Origin of the sequence: Colwellia maritima (assembly GCF_022669015.1) — a bacterium.
In the GTDB taxonomy this organism is placed as follows: domain Bacteria; phylum Pseudomonadota; class Gammaproteobacteria; order Enterobacterales; family Alteromonadaceae; genus Colwellia; species Colwellia maritima.
Genome location: NZ_JAKKSL010000002.1, coordinates 1,005,172 through 1,023,455, shown reverse-complemented (window position 1 = coordinate 1,023,455; position 18,284 = coordinate 1,005,172). Strand labels below are relative to the sequence as shown.

Sequence of the window (18,284 nt, the reverse complement as noted above, 5' to 3'; positions counted from 1 at the left end):
TATTTCTTGCTAAAGTCGGTGTCCATTTTTCTGAATTTGAGCATTCTCTGGTGATAGACTTTGCATTACTAAGCCTCTTTATACCGACTTTCTTTATTGTGTCGATTACACCGGGTATGTGTATGACGTTGGCTATGACCTTGGGAATGTCAATTGGCATTCGAAATACTTTATGGATGATGTGGGGAGAATTAATTGGTGTTGCTATTGTGGCAACAGCATCAGTCATTGGCGTTTCAGCTATCATGCTACAATTTCCACAGATTTTTAATGTATTAAAACTCATTGGTCTTGGTTATTTATTTTATATTGGCTTTAATATGTGGCGTTCAAAAGGAAAATTAGCATTATCCCTAAACGGCCATGCTCCGCGACAAATTAGTAAGGGTGGCTTATTTAATCAAGGATTAATAACGGCAATCGCTAATCCAAAAGGTTGGGCATTTATGATTTCGTTACTACCCCCTTTTATAAATAAAGAATATTTGCTTATGCCACAACTCTCTATTTTAGTAACAGTCATCTTGATTTCAGAGTTTACTTGTATGATGTTATACGCCACAGGAGGTAAAACCTTGGGGAAAATATTATCTCATCATAATAATGTAAAACGTTTAAATAGGATATCAGGTACGTTAATGATCCTTGTTGCTTTATGGTTAGCACTAAGTTAGTTTTTTCACGAGGTATTTCAGATGTCTTTATGAAAGTAGATTTAATCCTTCGGTGTCTTTAATACGTTTTGTTAACTTAGTGAAATGGTGATATGGGTAAACAAAATCTAATTGAAATTTTTCATCTTCGGCTAAAAATTGATTTTTTTGATAATGCACATAAGCAGGTGTTGATAACATTTTAAACCCTGAAGTTGGTAACCAATGTTCTAAAATATTATTTAATTGGGGTAATAGCTCGCCATAACTTCCCTGCAATTTAAATACCGCATGCAAGCCCCCTGGAATTGTCATGCTATTGATTAATCCTCTTTGTAGTATTGGATGATCAATTCCGATACAAGCGACATAACGACATTTATTTAACTCTACCCAAGTCAGTTTGAATGATGTAAACCAAATTGCCGGAAAAGTCACGATTGTGCATATTAGCCCACACTTTTAAAGTTTGCCAAGCATTTGCTATCGAACGATCATATCCTTGATGCCGCACATAAGCGACATGTCGTTGAGGTAATTCAATTAACTCGCATTTAGGCAGGGTAATGCTATTAAGACTTTGATAATAAGTAGCAACTTGTTTATCAGCTAGAAAAGGTTTGGGTTGATGTTGACGATCACTGTTACGCCACTCACCCGGTGACATTTTAAAGATGGTTTTAAAGGCACGACTAAAAGATGATACTGACAAATATCCTGATTTTATGCCGATATCTAATACTGATGTACCAAGATCGAACATTAATTGATTGGCTGCAAATTCCATTCTAATTCTACGGATATAATGATGAACAGCCTCTCCTACAACCGCTTTAAAAAGGCGATGAAAATGCTGTTCTGAATAGGCTGCAATAGTCGCTAAATCACTTGCTAACAACTTTTCACTTATATTCATATGAATAAAATATAATACATCATTGATGCGTGATATTTGTTGGTGAGTTAGCATGATGTATTATTATTTCGAGCATAATTGGATATGTAATAGAGCATAAACGGACAAGTAAAATAACTCAAGCTAATGTACTCTCTTAGCTAATATTAACAGAGTGTATCCACCATGAACTTAGCTAAATCGTTACAAAATATTCAACCATCTTATATCCGAGAAATTTTAGATGCTGCATGCGCACCGGGCGTTATATCTTTGGTCGGAGGATTACCTGCTAACGATAAATTTCCCCTTGAACTAATGGCTAAATCATTAAAAGATTTACCCAATAGGCCTGAGTTATTCCAATATGGAAATACGGCAGGGTATGCTCCGCTACTTGCGCATTTTAGAGAACATTATCAATTGCTGTCGTCACATGAGGGTATTGTTTGTACTGGCTCACAACAAGGCTTAGATCTTATCGCTCGCTCATTTATTAATCCGGGCGATACAATAGTCATGGAAGCACCAAGCTATTTAGGCGCAATTCAGGTATTTAGTCTTGCGCAAGCCAACATTGAGAGTATTTCTCAACGTTGTGATGGTCCAGATTTAGACGAATTAGAGACATGTTTTGCTACGAGTGATGTTACATTATTTTATGCCGTACCTGATTTTCATAACCCAACAGGCGTATCTTTGGTCTTTAGCAGTACGCCAACAGGTCGCTTTCTTGTGTCAGAGATATAATGTCACTTTAATCGAAGATGTTCCTTATAGAGAGTTGCGCTTTAATGGCAGTTCGTTACCGCTAGTATCAAGCTTTTGTCCTGAGCATTCAATGGTATTACGATCATACTCTAAAATTGCAACACCGGGTATAAGGTTAGGTTTGGTTACGGCGAAAGCTAAATGGATAGCACAACTTAATACTGTGAAACAAGTATCTGATTTGCATTCTAGTATTCCAATGCAAGCTGTATTGTTAGATTTGCTACAACACAATGAGTTTGATCAACATTTGGCTAAGTTACGACAGGTTTATTACGTGCGATATAAGGCATTAATTCAACAATTATCCATTTATTTACAACCTCAGTGCCATATAAATACTGTTGATGGAGGAATGTTTGTTTGGCTGACATTACCTGAATGTGATGTAGATGCGTTAGCTAAGTCGGCATTGGAAAATGGTGTTGCCGTTGTTCCAAGTTCAGTATTTTATCATGACCGAACATGTCAAACGTCTGCACTTCGTTTGAATTTTACGAATGCTAATACAGAGTCGTTAGGTGTTGCCGTTGAGCGTTTAGCTGCTGTGATAAATAATTAACCTCAACTCGGGTTAAGAAGTTCTTAACTGATTGAAAATTAGTGTTTAATTTCCCTGTTATCACTATAATGAGATGATTTTTCTACTTTAGTCCGCAAAATAAGCAAGGCAAATTTACGCGTCAATAGTGGTCTAGTGCAAGTGAATTTAACGAAGAAGTTAGTAAAAATAGCCATTTTAGAAAGATTTATTAAGCTGAGGTTATTTAATAATTAGACGTACTCGTTATTGAAATAAATGCCTTGTATTTGGCAAAACTTTCTTTCGCATATTAAAAAGCCAGTTGTTATTACTAACAACTGGCTTTACTTTATAAGCGCTTTAGCGCTTATAAAGTGGGTTTTGTCGCGGCAGCAGAGCTTCTGCTTTTTACATCAGCAGCGATGGCTGTACGACCTGAAACTTGATGCACCATACGATCTTCATTAGCCATAAAGCTAGTTGGAATCTCGTTGATAGTGGTGATTGTTTCTGTTTTTGTCATCGGAGAAGAAGCTCGACCATTTAAACGGTTAGTCTTTTTCACTTGTCGTGCTAACTTTTTATCTTTAGGTGGTGATTTTTTCGTTGTTTTTGATTCAACTTTTTTCACTTTTTCATTTGAATTAGTCTCATCTTCTGATACTTCTAACGCCGGTTCTTTATTAGAACTTAGCGCATCAGGAATTTTACTAGCACCATCTTCAGCAGATTCTTCAACTGTTTTCTCAATAACGTTATTATCGGTTAAAGGAAGATCTTGTTGCACTTCTTGAGAAACCACTTCATTAGCAACCGCCGGCTCAGTAACTGCAGGCTTAGCAACCGCTGTTTCAGTAACTACAGGCTCAGTAACAACCTCAGTAACAACCTCAGTAACTGCAGGCTCAGCAACAACTGCTTCAGTAACTGCAGGCTCAGCAACGGCTGTTTCAGTAACTGCAGGCTCAGCAACGGCTGTTTCAGTAACTGCAGGCTTAGCAACGGCTGTTTCAGTAACTGCAGGCTCAGCAACGGCTGTTTCAGTAACTGCAGGCTCAGCAACGGCTGTTTCAGTAACTGCAGGCTTAGCAACGGCTGTTTCAGTAACTGCAGGCTTAGCAACCGCTGATTCAGTAACTGCAGGCTTAGCAACCACTGCTTCAGTAACTGCAGGTTTAGCAACCGCTGTTTCAGTAACTGCAGGCTCAGCAACCGCTGTTTCAGTAACTGCAGGCTCAGCAACCACTGCTTCAGTAACTGCAGGTTCAGCAACGGTCATGTCTGTAACAGTATCTTCTTTATTAGATGCATCTATTTCTGGATAACGTGCTTTAATCGCTTCGTTATTTCCTTCTGCATCTTCAGGTTTTTTCTCGCGACGTTTACGTTGTCCATTTGAGCGTAAATGTCTTGGTGAACGTCTATTGCGAGAACGTTCTTCTTTCTTCTCAGTGTTAGACTCTACATTATTTTGTGTATTGACTTGTTCGTCATCATTGATGATTTGTGCTGTAATTTCATCTTCAGCAATAGTACTTTTGGCTATAGGCTCTGCTTTAGCGATTGTTTTTTCAATTGGCGTGTTAGTCACAGCCTCTTGTTCTACTTTAGCTTTATTAACACGTACCTTTTTGCGGTTATTTCTTCGTTGACGGCGTTCTGTGGCAACTTCTTCTTTTATTGGTGTATTTTTATCAAAGTCAGACTTTTGATTTTGCCCCTTCGCTTTAACTCCCGGTTTATTCGTGTTATTACGATCATCTCGCGGATTACGGTTTTTATCTGCAACCTTCGTATTGCGATTATTTGGTTTTTCAGTTTTGCGATCTTCATTACGCTCATCAGTTCGGTTGCCACCACGGTTGTTACGTGTGTTACCGCGGCGTTGGCCTTGACGGCTACGTTGTGGTTCACGTTTTTCAGGTTTAGGTGTGATTTCAGGTGTTTTTTCTGGGATTTCTTCTGAAGAAAACAAGCCTTTTAACCAACCAAAGAAACCTGTTGGCTTACTTGTTGCTTGGTTCTGGTTTACTTGCAGTAACGGTGTTAACAGGTTCACTAGGGGCAACTTTCGGAGCCGCCATTCCTTGTCCCATTGCTTGAATTAATGGCTCATCACGTTTTACCGGTTCTTTATCAAACTTAGGCATTTTAGCTTCTTCAAGCTCTGCTTGTTTAATTGAAATCTCGTAGCTTGCCTCTGCTACTGTTTCATCTTTTTTAACACGTAAGACTTCGTATTGCGGTGTATCCATATGAGGATTAGGAATAATCAATACACGTACACTATGATGTTTTTCAATGTGCATTACTGAGCGACGTTTTTCATTCAGTAAATAAGTTGCTACGGGCACAGGCACTTGTGCTTGTACATGTTGTGTGTTTTCTTTAATAGCTTCTTCTTCCATTAAACGAAGAATAGATAAAGCAAGTGATTCAACACCACGAATTTGGCCGGTACCGCAACAACGAGGACAAACCCCTTGACTAGTTTCACCAATTGAAGGGCGTAAACGTTGACGTGACATTTCTAATAAACCAAAACGAGAAATACGACCTAACTGAATACGAGCTCGATCTTGACGTACAGAATCGCGCATGCGATTTTCTACTTCACGCTGATGACGTACAGGAGTCATGTCAATGAAATCAATGACAACAAGACCACCTAAATCACGTAAACGTAATTGACGTGCTATTTCTTCAGCCGCTTCTAAATTAGTATTGAATGCTGTTTCTTCAATATCATGGCCTTTAGTTGCACGAGCAGAGTTAATATCGATTGAAGTCATTGCTTCTGTTGGGTCAATAACGATTGAACCACCAGAAGGTAAACGTACCTCACGTTGAAAGGCCGTTTCAATTTGTGTTTCTATTTGATAATGCGTAAATAAAGGGACATCACTAGTATATAATTTGATTTTACTTAAAAAATCAGGACGTACAACTTCAATATGTTTTTTAACGCTTTCAAATGTTTTTGGGCGATCAATCAAAACTTCGCCTATATCACGACGTAAATAATCGCGAATGGCGCGTAATATGAGGTTTGTTTCTTGATGAATTAAAAAAGGAGCTTTTCTACTTTGGGCTGCTTCACTTATCGCTTTCCAGTGGTGTATTAAAACACTTAAATCCCATTCTAATTCTTCATAGGCTTTACCAACACCCGCAGTACGAACGATTAATCCCATGCCTTTAGGTAAATCTAATTTACTTAATGACGCTTTTAAGTCAGTACGTTCATCACCTTCAATACGGCGAGAAATACCACCAAGACGAGGGTTATTTGGCATTAAGACTAAATAGCTACCGGCAAGGCTAATAAAGGTTGTTAACGCTGCACCTTTTTGACCACGCTCTTCTTTGTCAATTTGAACAATGACTTCTTGTCCTTCATGCAATACGTCTTTAATGCTAGGGCGACCTTGAAAGGTATAGCCTTTAGGGAAGTATTCTCGGGCAATTTCTTTCATTGGTAAGAAACCATGGCGATCAGCACCATAGTCAACAAAAGCTGCTTCTAATGAAGGTTCAATACGGGTGATTTTTGCTTTGTATATATTCGATTTTTTTTGTTCATGACCAGGGCTTTCGATATCTAAATCGTAAAGTTTTTGACCATCAACAAGCGCTACGCGCAATTCTTCAGATTGGGTAGCGTTGATTAACATACGTTTCATAGGTTATGTGACTCTTTTTTAGTCACAACACACTAGTGCTTAGTACACAAAGTAGTGCAATCTAAAGCGATGTAACAGCATTTTGTCAACCTCACGGGTGTCAACTTTAACGTGTCATTAAACCACGTTAAGCTGTTATATAATTTGATTGTTTCTAATCCGCTATGACATGATGTTTAGAAAAATCATAGCGTTATTGTTTCTTTATGTGCTCAGCTAATGTGCTGTGCGTATTTACTTTGCAAGTTATAAGTTTGCAGGTAAGTTAGTTAACAATACAATGTTGCCTAGTGATGTTTTACACTTTCTTTTTGGCTTGTTTTATTGTTATATGAAAACTATTTTTGCAAAGTAAATTAATTAAATAAATTGCTTTATGGAGCAGGGCTAGTACCTTTTAAGGGATAAAAACTGTTTATGCTTTTTCTAACAAGTTACACGCGTTAGTATTACAATAGGCCGTACTATTAGTGTGTCGATTTCCTATTAACTTATATTATTCATATCAGTCAGGTATGCATACTAATGTGGCCGCAGTTTGCCTCTTACGTCTCTCTTTAAAACTTCTAAAATTTAATGCTTATTTACTTACTGTGTTGTAAATTTTTTTCCAATAAATAATGTTTATCAAGCATTAACTCATCTATTATCCCTTATAAAGTTAGATAAGCCAATAAAAAAACAGCTTAAATGTTAAAATGCACTAAAAAAAGTATGGTAAACTGCATTTCATTAATGAATCTATGTCAATTAAACGCAAGCCATGTCACAAAAACCACAAGTAAAGAAGCCCGATAGTCAAAAATCAAACACAGTAAGTGATCACAGTCATGATAAACCTCAAGTACGATTTATCACTATTGATACTGAAGATGCCGGTCAGCGTATTGATAATTTTTTATTAAGAACGTTAAAAGGCGTGCCCAAAAGTCATCTATATCGTTTAATGCGCAAAGGAGAAATTCGGGTTAACAAAAAACGTATTAAACCCGTTTACAAACTTGCACTGAATGATATTTTACGTATTGCGCCGATTAGGGTGTCAGAAAAAACTGAACCAGTCTCAACCGGATTAAATATTGTAGCTAATCTTGAAAAACAGATATTGTTTGAAGATGATAGGTTAATCGTTATTAATAAACCGTCAGGTATGGCAGTGCATGGCGGAAGCGGGCTTAGTTTTGGTTTAATTGAAGCGCTACGAGCATTGCGTCCTGATGCACGTATGTTGGAATTGGTACATCGACTAGACCGAGACACATCTGGTTGCTTAGTTGTTGCTAAAAAACGGTCAGCACTTCGTCATTTACATGAACAATTACGTAGTAAAAATGTACAAAAGTTTTATCAGGCATTGGTTAAAGGACATTGGCCAACTAAATTGACGCGTGTTACTGAAGGCTTAAGAAAGAATGATCTTAAATCAGGAGAACGCGTGGTGATAGTAGACAATATTGACGGTAAAGAGTCTGAAACACGTTTTAAAGTATTAGAGCGCTATCGCGGTGCTACCTTAGTACGTGCTTTTCCCGTCACGGGGAGAACACATCAAATACGTGTTCATTGTCAAGTCAGTGGTCATCCTATTGCTATGGATGCTAAATATGGCAATGAAGATTTTGATGTTGAGATGAAAAGTAAAGGGCTTAAACGCTTGTTTCTACATGCGGCAAGTATTGAATTCACTCATCCAAAAACGGAAGAACGTATAAAGATTGAAGCACCATTAGAACCGAATTTGGAAAAATTACTCACTAAATTAGTTAGAGAGTAATGAATAATTTATCGCAATATAAATTCATCTCAATGTAGAAGGGCAGTATGCATAGTTATAAATTAGTTATTTTTGATTGGGATGGCACCTTGATGGATTCTGTTGATCGTATTGTTTCTTCTATGCGATCGGCAGCAAAAACCGTTGGTTTAGCTATTCCTGCGAATGAAGATGTAAAACAAATTATAGGATTAAGTTTGGATGTTGGGCTAAAAAAACTTTTTCTAAACATAACCTCTGAACAAATTGACGCTATGTTAGTGGAATATAAATATCAATATCTTGAAGGTGATAACACACCAACACCATTATTTGATGATGCGTATTCGCTGTTGGTAGCATTAAAACAAAAGAATACATTATTGGCAGTAGCCACTGGTAAAGGCAGAGAAGGTTTAAATAGAGTATTGAAAATAAGTGACACCGACCATTTTTTCAATACAACACGTTGTGCTAGTGAAATGGCATCGAAGCCAGATCCTCAAATGTTGCATAGTATTTTAACTGAATTAGATATTGCTCCCCATCAAGCAATCATGATTGGTGATACAAGTCATGATTTAGAAATGGCCCAAAATGCAGGTATTGATAGCATAGGGGTAACGTTTGGTGTGCACAATAATCAAATACTTCAGCAATTCAAACCTAAGGCTGTTGTTGATTCTATCAGTGAGTTGCATGTTTTGCTTGTATAAGAATTTGGTTAATTATTAGCATAAATTAACGGATAGGAGTCAGTCTAATGGAAAAAATAATCAATATAAGATTTTTATACATTTTTTTGTTTTTTTCTTTTTCTGCCAATGCACAATGGGTGAAACATAGTTTTGAAGTCATGGGCACCTTGTCACAGGTTGAGTTTTGGTTAGATGATCCGAAAACAACGCAAGGACGTACTCCTCAACTGGGAACAATAGGCAATGATAACCGTGCCTTAGCTTTGATCCAGTTGGTTAAACAGGAAATGATACGAATAGACCAAAAAATGAGTCCATATAAAGAAAAAAGTGAACTCAGCAAAATAAATCGCGAAGCGCCACACAAAGCTGTTCCAATATCTGTAGAATTGTTTGATTTACTTAACGTTGCTCAAGATATTTCAATATTGAGTGATGGTTCGTTTGATATCACTTATGCCTCAGTCGGCTATCAATATGATTTTCGAGAAAAGAAACGCCCTAATCAGACCGATATTAATCAAACTTTACCTGCTATTAATTACACTTCAGTTATATTAAATGATAAAGATAACACTGTTTACTTTACTAATGATGCCGTGAAAATTGATTTGGGGGGAATTGCTAAGGGCTATGCGGTAAAACGTTGTTTAAGCTTATTAGCAAAAGCAGGTATTAAGCATGCTTTGGTAAGTGCAGGTGGAGACACCGGTTTGTTAGGGGATAGGCATGGCCGTCCATGGTTAGTTGGCATTAAACATCCAAGAGCTGAGTATAAAACTGCTGTTAATATTCCTCTTGAGAATGAAGCTATTTCTACGTCAGGAGATTACGAGCGTTATTTTATCGAAGATGGTGTTCGCTACCATCATATCATTAACCCTAAAACAGGAGATTCATCGCGAAAAGTGATGAGTGTTTCTGTTATTGGTAAAGATCCCACCTATGTTGATGCACTATCAACAACTATTTTTGTTAAAGGTTTATCAGACGGTTTAGCCTTAATTGAAAAGCTACCTGACTTTGAAGTCATTATTATTGATAATGAGCAGCGTATGCATTATTCCAAAGGCCTGCAGCAGTAGTAATTTGATTGTTTAACTGGTAATGATGGTTTAGTCGGTTAATATGGGCTCGGAACGCTGTTAATGTGTCTAGCATGCTTGTATTACCTAAGCCTTGTCCTGGTACTAGGGCGGAAAAATTATTTTGCTCACCATGTAATGCCATATAATTTAACAAGATGGTTTCAACCAATAAATTTACGTTGTTTGCTGATGGCGCTGATGCCGTTTCAACTGAGGCGTCAGGGCGCATATAGCCAATTTGTTGATGCATGGCATTTTGTTCTGTAGTTGCCCCCATTAATTGTGGTTTACCTGTTGGGTTATAAACGAGAAAAAATGAGGCACCTGTTGATGAATTATCGCCTGTCCATTCGCCTTTACCACGGCCATTTTCTGACTCATCAATACGTCCATTACTTGCCACCGAACCGTCACTAAAAACATACATCATCAGTGGTTGATTACGTCTTGCCGCATATTCTAAACAGGCCCCCATACAGCGTCCTGCTCTTAAATCTCTTAATTCACCAGTGGCTCTATCTCCTGTGTGATAATCAAACCCTCCCATGGTAACTGTGCCAAGACCAGAGAAGCCATTAACTACCAACTTCATAATAGAGGCTGTTTTTTGAAATTCTTGTTCGCTATCAAACTCAGCTAAAGAAAAAATGCCACCAGGCCCCACGATATCAACATCGAGTAACGGATCTAACGTAGCAGGGTTACCAAATCGGTCAGCTAAATCAGCACTTTTTACGTAACCACAGTTGATCATGTCTTTAATAACATCATCACGGGTTACTTGGCTATCGACCTGTAACAGTTTTTGTGCGCTGATACGCTGAATGCTTTCCATTACGGCAACCGCGTCGCTTTGCGAAAGTAAATTGAATAAGTCTCCTACATCAACTAAACCGGTAACATCAGTTGGGCGGTCTATTTTTGTAGGTCGTTTACTTAAATCAATAAAGCGCGAAGGTGACATTGAATTGCCCCCTGAATCAGTGTTTCTAGAACCGATCAAAGGCATTAAAGAGCCATTTGCACCATAGGCTGCGATGGCATACATAGGATTGTGTGGGTTATTGGCTGTATCATTGTCAGAGCGGTTTGGTAGTACTGCACCATTGATTTTTTCAGCGGTTTGTGGCGATACTTTTTCTAATATTCCACGTAAAAATGCTGAATCTGAATGAAAAGCTAATCCTAAATCCGTATTAATGAAATTCGATTGTTGTAAGTTTGGACTAGCAATTGCGGGTGACATATCACCAGGTAAGCCAAGTTTGTTATAACCCGTTGTTGAAAGGAAGTCTTGTTGACCACCAACACCTCCCACTAATACATTTGAACCGGCAATATTAGCGCCACCAAGAAGATCAAAACTAATGAAGGGAATTTTCCCCGCGCCTTGAACATCAATACCACAACTATTTCTTAGGGCTTCTAAATCTGCTGAAAGTGTTGCATGCGCTTTGTTTGGACTGGAAAACAAGCTGAGCACAGAAGCACCGAAATGACATGACCACCAGTGCGCAACCCAAACTGAAATGAAATCACGACGTGTCATCGGTTTTCTATGATCGCCAAATAATAAAGGACTATCGGGGTGAAAATGTTTTCTTTTGTTAAAAAATCGACTCATAATCCTTTCCTTACTTTATTGTATAAGTACAACTGCGCTAGCAAGTACGGCAGCACAAGTTGACTTTGCAATAGCGTTAGTTCTCTCGACGTCACACTGTTCACTACACACTGAAAGCTTAGTTATTAAACTATTTAACTCTTGTTTTACTAATACATCATTGGGTTGAGTAGTTAGATTCAACGGCATTAATTGAGCGAGTAATGGACTTAAAAAATTCGTTCTACCTGTTTCATCAAATGCCTTATTAGGTGCTTGATTAAAGTTTATGTTTGGAAACCAGGTGCTACGTATCGTTTCGGTTTCAATTGATTGATCACAATAAGCAATAGCCAGTTGAGTTATGCCCATTTGCTGTGCAGAAATAAATGTTTCTATGTTTTCAAGCGTCGGCAACTGTTGTTTTACTAGGCGGTAAGTATCAAATACTTTAGCATTATTTTGTGCGATACCTGTTAGAAAGCTCATGCTCGCATTTATTTCAGCAAAATTTCTAATACCGATTTTAGCACTATCTGTAGTTGCGGCTGTATCAACTGAAGGAATAAAAGTACTTGGAACTATCACGTTTGTATGCTGCCCAAGTTGTTCAAAGGTTAAGAAAAACTCATCATTATTTGGACCTTTTTCTTGGGCAATAATAGTACCCAAAGGAGAGATAGGCACAGGCTCTGAGATATTTTGTCCGTTATCAACTGCAAAGTCCAAATTAACGTAAGCTTGACCAAGAGCTTTCTTTACCATTTATACCAATACGCATTTTCTTTAAAATGAGCTTTTGATCAAATGTTTTGTTATCTAAATTAACAATATTAGCATTACTAAATAGGTAACTATAATTATCATACTGGCTAACTTCAAATAGTATATATGTGTTACTTAAATTAACTAACTCACTGATAGAAAATAGTAAAAAGAATTTTTCACCTACACCTACGTCGTAATTTTGTGTTATTTGCGATTCAGTTAAAGCGCGATTATAAATTGCAAGTAAACGAATGTTACCTTGCCAAACGTGGTTGTTTGATGCTTCTTTGCCCAGGATTAAAGCAAAGCTATCGTCCCATGTAGCAAGGGGGGCAATATTTTCATCTGCAACATTAATTAATTTTCCATTAACATAAATCTTTCTTCCTTCATTTGCTGTAAAAGTTATTACTACATGTTGTAATGTCGCTTGTAACACTTCTGAATTATCAGGTGTACTTATTGGTCGGCTCCCCGTTACTAGATGTTTGTTCGTTTCTGAGCATGAAATCATAATTGTATTGGCTTTGCCCAAGGGTGAAGTTACGATCATTATCACCAAGAGAATAAGTCACTATTCTTGCCGGTCCTTCTTGTACGACATTATTTGGTGTAACCCAAGTTTCCACAGAGAATTCACCTGTAGAAGTAATAAGATCATGTATTTTTTTACTCGTAGCTGTACTGGCTTGTGCTTTACCATTGGTGAACGACAAGCCCCAACTACCAAGCCAATCAATATTACCCGTTAAGTTTAAGTTTGCTGTTTGGAGCAATACCTGAAGTGTCGTAAGCTATATTGCCTTCGCCCGTTTTAAATTGATAAAGGGCAATAATATCTGATTCGAATCGACCGCCACTTGAAGCCGCTAAACCATCCGCTAGTAACAAGGATTTAGAAACAACCATTTCTGGCGGTAAAACATCTACCGTTATATCATTACTAAACAATTGAATGGCATTCAGCATTGATTGGCTATTTGATTGACAATTACCCCAACAGTTATGAAATTCACTACCTAGGCGCACCACAAGCCGAGAATTTTCGGGATCATTCAAATTGATAACCCCTTTAGCTGCTTGATAAGCTTTGTTCGGATTGTCATCAGCAAAAAAAGGTGATTGTGCAGTAATAGCGGTTTCATTATGACAGTTCGAACAATGATTACTGAGTAATGGGTATAGTGTTTGGGTAAATAATGAATTTTCTATGGGGAAGTTTTTACTATTGCCTGGTTCACGAATTATTGGTGCTTTTAATTCAATAGTATTAGCAACACTTACTCTGTCATCTGCCCATAATTTTATCCACTGCTGCATTGTTTCGCCACAAGCTTGGTTGCTATTTAACCAAAGCAGTTGTGTCCACCACTTACTTTTTCAACTAATCGTGAATCTTGCGGGCTAGCTAGGTCTACTAACGTACTTGTTGCTGCATAAGCATCATTAACATTATTTATACTAGCAAAGTAGGGGGCTTGATTACCTTCAATATGACAAGCACCACATTTATCTGCACTTGATATATTATCCCAAAGTGCAGTTTTGTACTTTTGAATATCCTCTGTTTGCGGTCTTTGGTCCTGTGTATTCTTGGCTGTTATTATCAACCGAAGCAGGGGGTCGGGTTTTCACTTCTGTATCGCCGCAACCACTTATTAATAAAGTAATTACAACGAAAGTAGTTATAAAAGTGTGTTTACATGAGATAGTTCGGGATAGTGAAGTTGAGTTGAACATCATTAATCTCCCATGCAATATTCACCAACTTCGGCAAAAACGCGCTTTAGTTGATAACTATTTTGTTTAAACGATGCGGTAGTATTATTGATTTGAGTTAAATCTGATTGGCTTTCCGCTTCACGGAGACAAACGGCTTTAAATACTTTTTTCACTTGGCATTGAGCAAATGCTTGGCTATTAGCCATTTCTTGTCCCAATGACTTAATGCCGGCGCCTTTACCTGGAAGTGCTTTGGATCCCAACCAAGCTTTTGGTTTATTCCTTCACGCCAATAGTTTTGCCATTGATCATTCTCGGTAATAAAACCAAAAGGAAACGTGGTGGCATTAATATGATATTTTGCATTTACGCGTGAATTTGTTATGGGATCAATATTACCAATTCCGTTATAAATTATTGATCCATTGTTTGCTTCAGGGTCGGAATTAACATCAAACTGGAAGTCGTAATAGGCAAATGCTTGGGCAAGTGGATCCATACCGCTATGGCAACCTAAGCAATTATTGAGAAATATTCGACTATCACCACCTGGGCTTCTGCTTACATCCTGCCTGACACGATCTGCGGGTAAAGTATTATCTTTTAAGGGCTCTAGATCCGTACAAAGGTGATTGATTAATGTAAAACGTAACATGGCTCTATTAGTACCGAGTTTAAAAAAAGCTTTGGCAGATGCTCTACTTGTGAGCACGCCTGCAGTTGCTGAGCTAGGTAAATTATTTAAGTTAGACTGTGACATACTTACTAGCGCATCTGCTAGATTAGTAAAATTATCTTCTAGCGCTTGATAATGGTTATTATTGTTTTTGTTATAAGCCGGTAAACCAAGAGCCTGTTTACCGACATAAGTAATATCTCCTTGTAAAATTTGCCTGAAATCAACATCGTCTCTCACAACACCTATAATTGTCGCGCTATAGTCATTTAACGGGGCAAATATATCTTGCTCTTCATTTGTCCATGGGGTGGCTAGTAATTTTAAGGTTGTAGAGTAAAAATAAGGTGACTCCATTGCTTTGTAAGCTGCTTCAATAGTTTGTCCTTCATCTATTAATGCCGCCATTTCAATGAGTGTGTCGGCCGAAGCGGGTGCACCTACAATACGGTCATGTAATTGTTTCGCTTGTTCAAGAGAAGAGGCTTGTGTTGTAGTGCAAATAAACACTATGGTTAAAATAAAAGACAAAAATAACTTAAAAGAAAATGTGATTTTATTTGCAATATATTTTCTTGTATTAGGTCGGCAAGCCTCACTCATACAGCCTCCTTGAAAATGTGAATAGAAATCAAAATAGTATAATGAGTTTCTTAGCAACAGACTCTAATATAGCAGTAAATAAACTTGATGGTAATTACTATAAACTATATAACGGTTAAATTATGTTCAGCATTTGCGTGTAACGTTCACGTTCAACCGTGGTACTGAATTATATGGTAAGTCGTGGTAAGTCCGTTAAAGCACACTTTATGCCAATACTGTAAGTATCTGTTTTTTGGTTGATTAGTATGATCAAGATGGTATTGGGTGTCGCTATTTAGCAACAGGTTATTTAAATGAAAATAAATTCGAATGAATTAATACTTACTCAAAGATAAAAAGATATTAATATCAATGAGTAATATATAGAATTTTAAAAAACGTTATTTGTCTCCATTTAGAGACATTATTGTGTTTACGTTTAAAATAGCATAAAAAAGGCGTTGAACTAATGATAAGGATTTTTTGAAGTGTTTTCGCTAATCAGATTTAATTATTTAAAATTGCTATCAATTAATAAGATTGCCATTTTGCTATTGCTTTCCGGTTGCGGTACCGATGCGGTGAAATCCGATGAAAAAACTGATCCTGTATTGGTAGAGTATCCTGTTGTGTTTATTGAACGAACGGTAAACACAAGTATTGAAGACAACAGTGTTGAGCCTGTTTATTTTTCTGCACGTAACCCCACATTGTTTAATCCAGGTGCACAGCTGATTATTAAAAGTAATGCTTTTCCTGATTCACCTCGCACTAATCTTACCGCGCAATTATTTTCTTCTGAACAAACGACCGAGTTAGCACCAGATGAACGAATAGATATTCGTGATTTATCAGTGTCGGAGGATGGTCAACAATTTCTCGTTTCTATCCGGGCACCCCAAATAGAAGATGCTGATGATGACGAACAGCCTACGTGGAACTTATGGCATTATCAGTTAAACACTAAACAATTAGAGAGAGTAATTGTCAGTGATAATATTGCAGAACAAGGTGATGACCTAATGGCATCGTTTTTACCTGATGGTCGTATTATTTTTGCTTCCACACGGCAACGTTTATCTCGTGCAATTCTACTCGATGAAGGCAAACCTCAATACACGGCACTTAATGAAAGAGGAACTAATGCTGTATTAAATTTACACGTTATGAATGCTGACGGTACCAATATTGAGCAACTTACTTTTAATATGAGTCATGACTTTTACCCTTTAGTGTTGCATGACGGTCACATTTTATATAGCCGTTGGGACGCTATGGGGGGAAATGATAAAATTAACTTATATATGATGAACCCAGACGGTACAGAGAATCAATTGATATATGGTTGGCATTCTCATCAAGTTGAGATAAATGATGAACAAGAAAATATTGAGTTTATAAAACCACAGCAAATGCCTAATGGGGATATCTTGTTATTATTAGTCAAGGCGACAACGGTCAAATTTATCAAAAGAAACCTATCATAATAAATATCAAGGAGTTTGTTGATAATCAACAAACTATCGATCCACAGGCTATCGATAGCCCTATTTCCGACAATACAGCACAAACTGATTTGTTTAGTGCACAAGTCTATGATTTCAATTTATCTGAAAAAGTCTCTACTTCAGGCAAATTAAATTATTTATATCCCTTACCTGATAATAGCGAACGGTTTTTACTTAGTTTAGATTTATGCCGTGTTATGGTTGACGATATATTGAAAGCTTGTGGTCAATTATCGTCTGAAGAATTAGCACAGGAAAATGTTACATCGGCTTCACCGTGGTATGAGTTATGGCTATATAATGCCAAAGACAATACACAGCAGTTAGTTGCTAAAACACCAGAAGGGAACATGGTTACTGAAGCGGTTGTAATGCAAGAATCGTTACAACCTCACCAGTATATTGCCAACAAAACATTTTCAACAGGTTTGGATGTGGAGCTTGCGAATGACCAAGCGGCTTCTGTACATATTCGTAGTGTTTATGATTTTGATGGGGAAGATATAAGTGATGGTATTGCAAATTTAAGTGATCCTAGCTTAACCCCCGCGGATAAATTACCGGCGCGATTTTTGCGAATTGTACGGGGTGTGCCAATGCCTCCGGCTGAAGTAAAAAACATACCTAACACAGATTTTGGACGTAGTAGAAACCAATTAATGCGAGAAATTCTTGGTTATACTCCTATTCAACCAGATGGATCAGTCAAGGTAAAAATACCTGCTAATATACCTTTTGCCTTGAGCATTTTAGATATTAATGGGCAGCGGATTGGCGGAAGACATAGACAGTGGTTAACGTTGAAAGCAGGTGAAAGCCTTGAATGCCATGGTTGTCATGAAGGAAATAGTCAACAACCGCATGGACGAATTGATGCTCAGGCCCCCTCGATAAATGTTGGAGCAAATGGAGGAGAGGCTTTTACTCATGCAACGGTAAATATTATGCCAATGCAAGGCCAAACTATGGCAGAAGCAGACGCCATGGTAAATGGTTTAGCTCAATTGTCAGCAGATATTAAGTATAAGGATATTTGGACAAATCCGAATATCTCAACAATTAATTCAAATATTCATTATGCTTATCAGTTACTTGAAACTCCAATTCCAACGGGTAGTGAATGTTTTGATAACTGGACTGCCTATTGTCGCATTCAAATTAACTATATTGAGCATATTCAACCCTTGTGGGAGTTATCAAGGACGGTGATTGATGAAGATTCGGCAGAACTAATTGAAGATAATACGTGTACTCAATGTCACAGTGTTTATGACAACGATAATCTAGCGAGAGTTCCTGCAGGGCAATTGGATCTTTCTGCAACAAATTCCAGTGATGAGCCGGACATTTAACCAGTT

General features: G+C 37.6%; 18 protein-coding genes and 1 pseudogene. 8 read left to right on the top strand and 11 right to left on the bottom strand.

Translation table 11 applies throughout. From position 1 onward, the window contains the following. The first annotated feature begins 50 nt into the window (after positions 1-50). On the top strand, positions 51-674 hold the full coding sequence (locus L3081_RS15125; RefSeq protein ID WP_242286911.1) for a LysE family translocator: 624 nt from the start codon (positions 51-53) through the stop codon (positions 672-674). Positions 675-701: 27 nt separating this feature from the next. Here the strand turns inward: L3081_RS15125 and L3081_RS15120 are convergent, their stop codons facing one another. Together L3081_RS15120 and L3081_RS15115 are read right to left on the bottom strand one after the other, a co-directional pair. Continuing rightward, positions 702-1,091, bottom strand: coding sequence for an AraC family transcriptional regulator (locus L3081_RS15120; protein WP_242286910.1), 390 nt, complete (start codon positions 1,089-1,091; stop codon positions 702-704). Continuing rightward, positions 1,033-1,623, bottom strand: coding sequence for a helix-turn-helix domain-containing protein (locus tag L3081_RS15115; RefSeq protein ID WP_242286909.1), 591 nt, complete (start codon positions 1,621-1,623; stop codon positions 1,033-1,035). Before L3081_RS15115 ends, L3081_RS15120 begins: the two co-directional genes overlap by 59 nt. Before the next feature lie 111 nt (positions 1,624-1,734). Between L3081_RS15115 and L3081_RS27075 the strand changes: the two genes are divergently transcribed. Then, the gene (locus tag L3081_RS27075; protein WP_274620554.1) at positions 1,735-2,298 is read left to right on the top strand and encodes an aminotransferase class I/II-fold pyridoxal phosphate-dependent enzyme; all 564 of its coding nucleotides are present in this window, start codon (positions 1,735-1,737) and stop codon (positions 2,296-2,298) included. Continuing rightward, on the top strand, positions 2,282-2,881 hold the full coding sequence (locus L3081_RS27070) for an aminotransferase class I/II-fold pyridoxal phosphate-dependent enzyme (RefSeq protein WP_274620553.1): 600 nt from the start codon (positions 2,282-2,284) through the stop codon (positions 2,879-2,881). Before L3081_RS27075 ends, L3081_RS27070 begins: the two co-directional genes overlap by 17 nt. 1,573 nt (positions 2,882-4,454) lie before the next feature. On the opposite strand, the pseudogene rne reads toward L3081_RS27070, so the two are convergent. After that, positions 4,455-6,525 (bottom strand): annotated as a pseudogene (rne, locus tag L3081_RS15100) (ribonuclease E); the annotation flags it as partial. Positions 6,526-7,288: 763 nt separating this feature from the next. Between rne and rluC the strand changes: the two are divergent. The 3 genes from rluC to L3081_RS15085 are packed head-to-tail and all read left to right on the top strand — an operon-like array spanning position 7,289 to position 10,061. Then, positions 7,289-8,299 carry a 23S rRNA pseudouridine(955/2504/2580) synthase RluC gene (rluC, locus tag L3081_RS15095; protein ID WP_242286907.1) on the top strand — a complete coding sequence of 337 codons (1,011 nt, stop codon included), beginning with the start codon at positions 7,289-7,291 and terminating at the stop codon, positions 8,297-8,299. Between the two features lie 47 nt (positions 8,300-8,346). Continuing rightward, positions 8,347-8,994 (top strand): HAD-IA family hydrolase, encoded by a 648-nt coding sequence (locus L3081_RS15090; protein ID WP_242286906.1) that lies wholly within the window; start codon positions 8,347-8,349, stop codon positions 8,992-8,994. A gap of 47 nt (positions 8,995-9,041) precedes the next feature. After that, a complete protein-coding gene (locus L3081_RS15085) occupies positions 9,042-10,061 on the top strand; it encodes an FAD:protein FMN transferase (RefSeq protein WP_242286905.1) in 1,020 nt (339 codons plus the stop codon). Here the strand turns inward: L3081_RS15085 and L3081_RS15080 are convergent. From L3081_RS15080 to L3081_RS15045, 8 genes are all read right to left on the bottom strand, one after another. Further along, a complete protein-coding gene (locus L3081_RS15080; protein ID WP_242286904.1) occupies positions 10,012-11,688 on the bottom strand; it encodes a general secretion pathway protein GspF in 1,677 nt (558 codons plus the stop codon). The genes L3081_RS15085 and L3081_RS15080 overlap by 50 nt on opposite strands. A 15-nt stretch (positions 11,689-11,703) precedes the next feature. Continuing rightward, the gene (locus L3081_RS15075) at positions 11,704-12,432 is read right to left on the bottom strand and encodes a hypothetical protein (RefSeq protein WP_242286903.1); all 729 of its coding nucleotides are present in this window, start codon (positions 12,430-12,432) and stop codon (positions 11,704-11,706) included. Next, a complete protein-coding gene (locus L3081_RS15070; protein ID WP_242286902.1) occupies positions 12,398-12,949 on the bottom strand; it encodes a LamG domain-containing protein in 552 nt (183 codons plus the stop codon). The genes L3081_RS15075 and L3081_RS15070 overlap by 35 nt, the downstream gene beginning before the upstream one ends. Next, the gene (locus L3081_RS15065; RefSeq protein WP_242286901.1) at positions 12,885-13,211 is read right to left on the bottom strand and encodes a hypothetical protein; all 327 of its coding nucleotides are present in this window, start codon (positions 13,209-13,211) and stop codon (positions 12,885-12,887) included. The genes L3081_RS15070 and L3081_RS15065 overlap by 65 nt, the downstream gene beginning before the upstream one ends. Further along, positions 13,177-13,755, bottom strand: coding sequence for a hypothetical protein (locus L3081_RS15060; RefSeq protein ID WP_242286900.1), 579 nt, complete (start codon positions 13,753-13,755; stop codon positions 13,177-13,179). The genes L3081_RS15065 and L3081_RS15060 overlap by 35 nt, the downstream gene beginning before the upstream one ends. Before the next feature lie 26 nt (positions 13,756-13,781). Then, entirely contained in the window at positions 13,782-14,045 is a 264-nt protein-coding gene (locus L3081_RS15055; protein ID WP_242286899.1) for a hypothetical protein, read from the bottom strand. A 132-nt stretch (positions 14,046-14,177) separates the two neighbouring features. Continuing rightward, the gene (locus L3081_RS15050) at positions 14,178-14,363 is read right to left on the bottom strand and encodes a hypothetical protein (protein ID WP_242286898.1); all 186 of its coding nucleotides are present in this window, start codon (positions 14,361-14,363) and stop codon (positions 14,178-14,180) included. Continuing rightward, positions 14,327-15,436, bottom strand: a complete 1,110-nt coding sequence (locus L3081_RS15045; RefSeq protein ID WP_242286897.1) for a hypothetical protein — start codon at positions 15,434-15,436, stop codon at positions 14,327-14,329. The genes L3081_RS15050 and L3081_RS15045 overlap by 37 nt, the downstream gene beginning before the upstream one ends. Before the next feature lie 530 nt (positions 15,437-15,966). Between L3081_RS15045 and L3081_RS15040 the strand changes: the two genes are divergently transcribed. Both L3081_RS15040 and L3081_RS15035 read left to right on the top strand, forming a co-directional pair. Then, positions 15,967-16,905: a TolB family protein gene (locus L3081_RS15040; protein ID WP_242286896.1), complete on the top strand. Its 939-nt coding sequence runs from the start codon at positions 15,967-15,969 to the stop codon at positions 16,903-16,905. Between the two features lie 89 nt (positions 16,906-16,994). Beyond that, the gene (locus L3081_RS15035) at positions 16,995-18,278 is read left to right on the top strand and encodes an HzsA-related protein (protein WP_242286895.1); all 1,284 of its coding nucleotides are present in this window, start codon (positions 16,995-16,997) and stop codon (positions 18,276-18,278) included. The last annotated feature ends 6 nt before the right edge of the window (positions 18,279-18,284 follow it).

Coding starts and splice junctions, on each gene's coding strand:
- L3081_RS15115 (WP_242286909.1), bottom strand. CDS start 1,623: ATGCTAACTCACCAACAAATATCACGCATCAATGATGTATTATATTTT.
- L3081_RS27075 (WP_274620554.1), top strand. CDS start 1,735: ATGAACTTAGCTAAATCGTTACAAAATATTCAACCATCTTATATCCGA.
- rluC (WP_242286907.1), top strand. CDS start 7,289: ATGTCACAAAAACCACAAGTAAAGAAGCCCGATAGTCAAAAATCAAAC.
- L3081_RS15090 (WP_242286906.1), top strand. CDS start 8,347: ATGCATAGTTATAAATTAGTTATTTTTGATTGGGATGGCACCTTGATG.
- L3081_RS15085 (WP_242286905.1), top strand. CDS start 9,042: ATGGAAAAAATAATCAATATAAGATTTTTATACATTTTTTTGTTTTTT.
- L3081_RS15080 (WP_242286904.1), bottom strand. CDS start 11,688: ATGAGTCGATTTTTTAACAAAAGAAAACATTTTCACCCCGATAGTCCT.
- L3081_RS15075 (WP_242286903.1), bottom strand. CDS start 12,432: ATGGTAAAGAAAGCTCTTGGTCAAGCTTACGTTAATTTGGACTTTGCA.
- L3081_RS15070 (WP_242286902.1), bottom strand. CDS start 12,949: ATGATTTCATGCTCAGAAACGAACAAACATCTAGTAACGGGGAGCCGA.
- L3081_RS15060 (WP_242286900.1), bottom strand. CDS start 13,755: ATGCAGCAGTGGATAAAATTATGGGCAGATGACAGAGTAAGTGTTGCT.
- L3081_RS15050 (WP_242286898.1), bottom strand. CDS start 14,363: ATGGCTAATAGCCAAGCATTTGCTCAATGCCAAGTGAAAAAAGTATTT.
- L3081_RS15045 (WP_242286897.1), bottom strand. CDS start 15,436: ATGAGTGAGGCTTGCCGACCTAATACAAGAAAATATATTGCAAATAAA.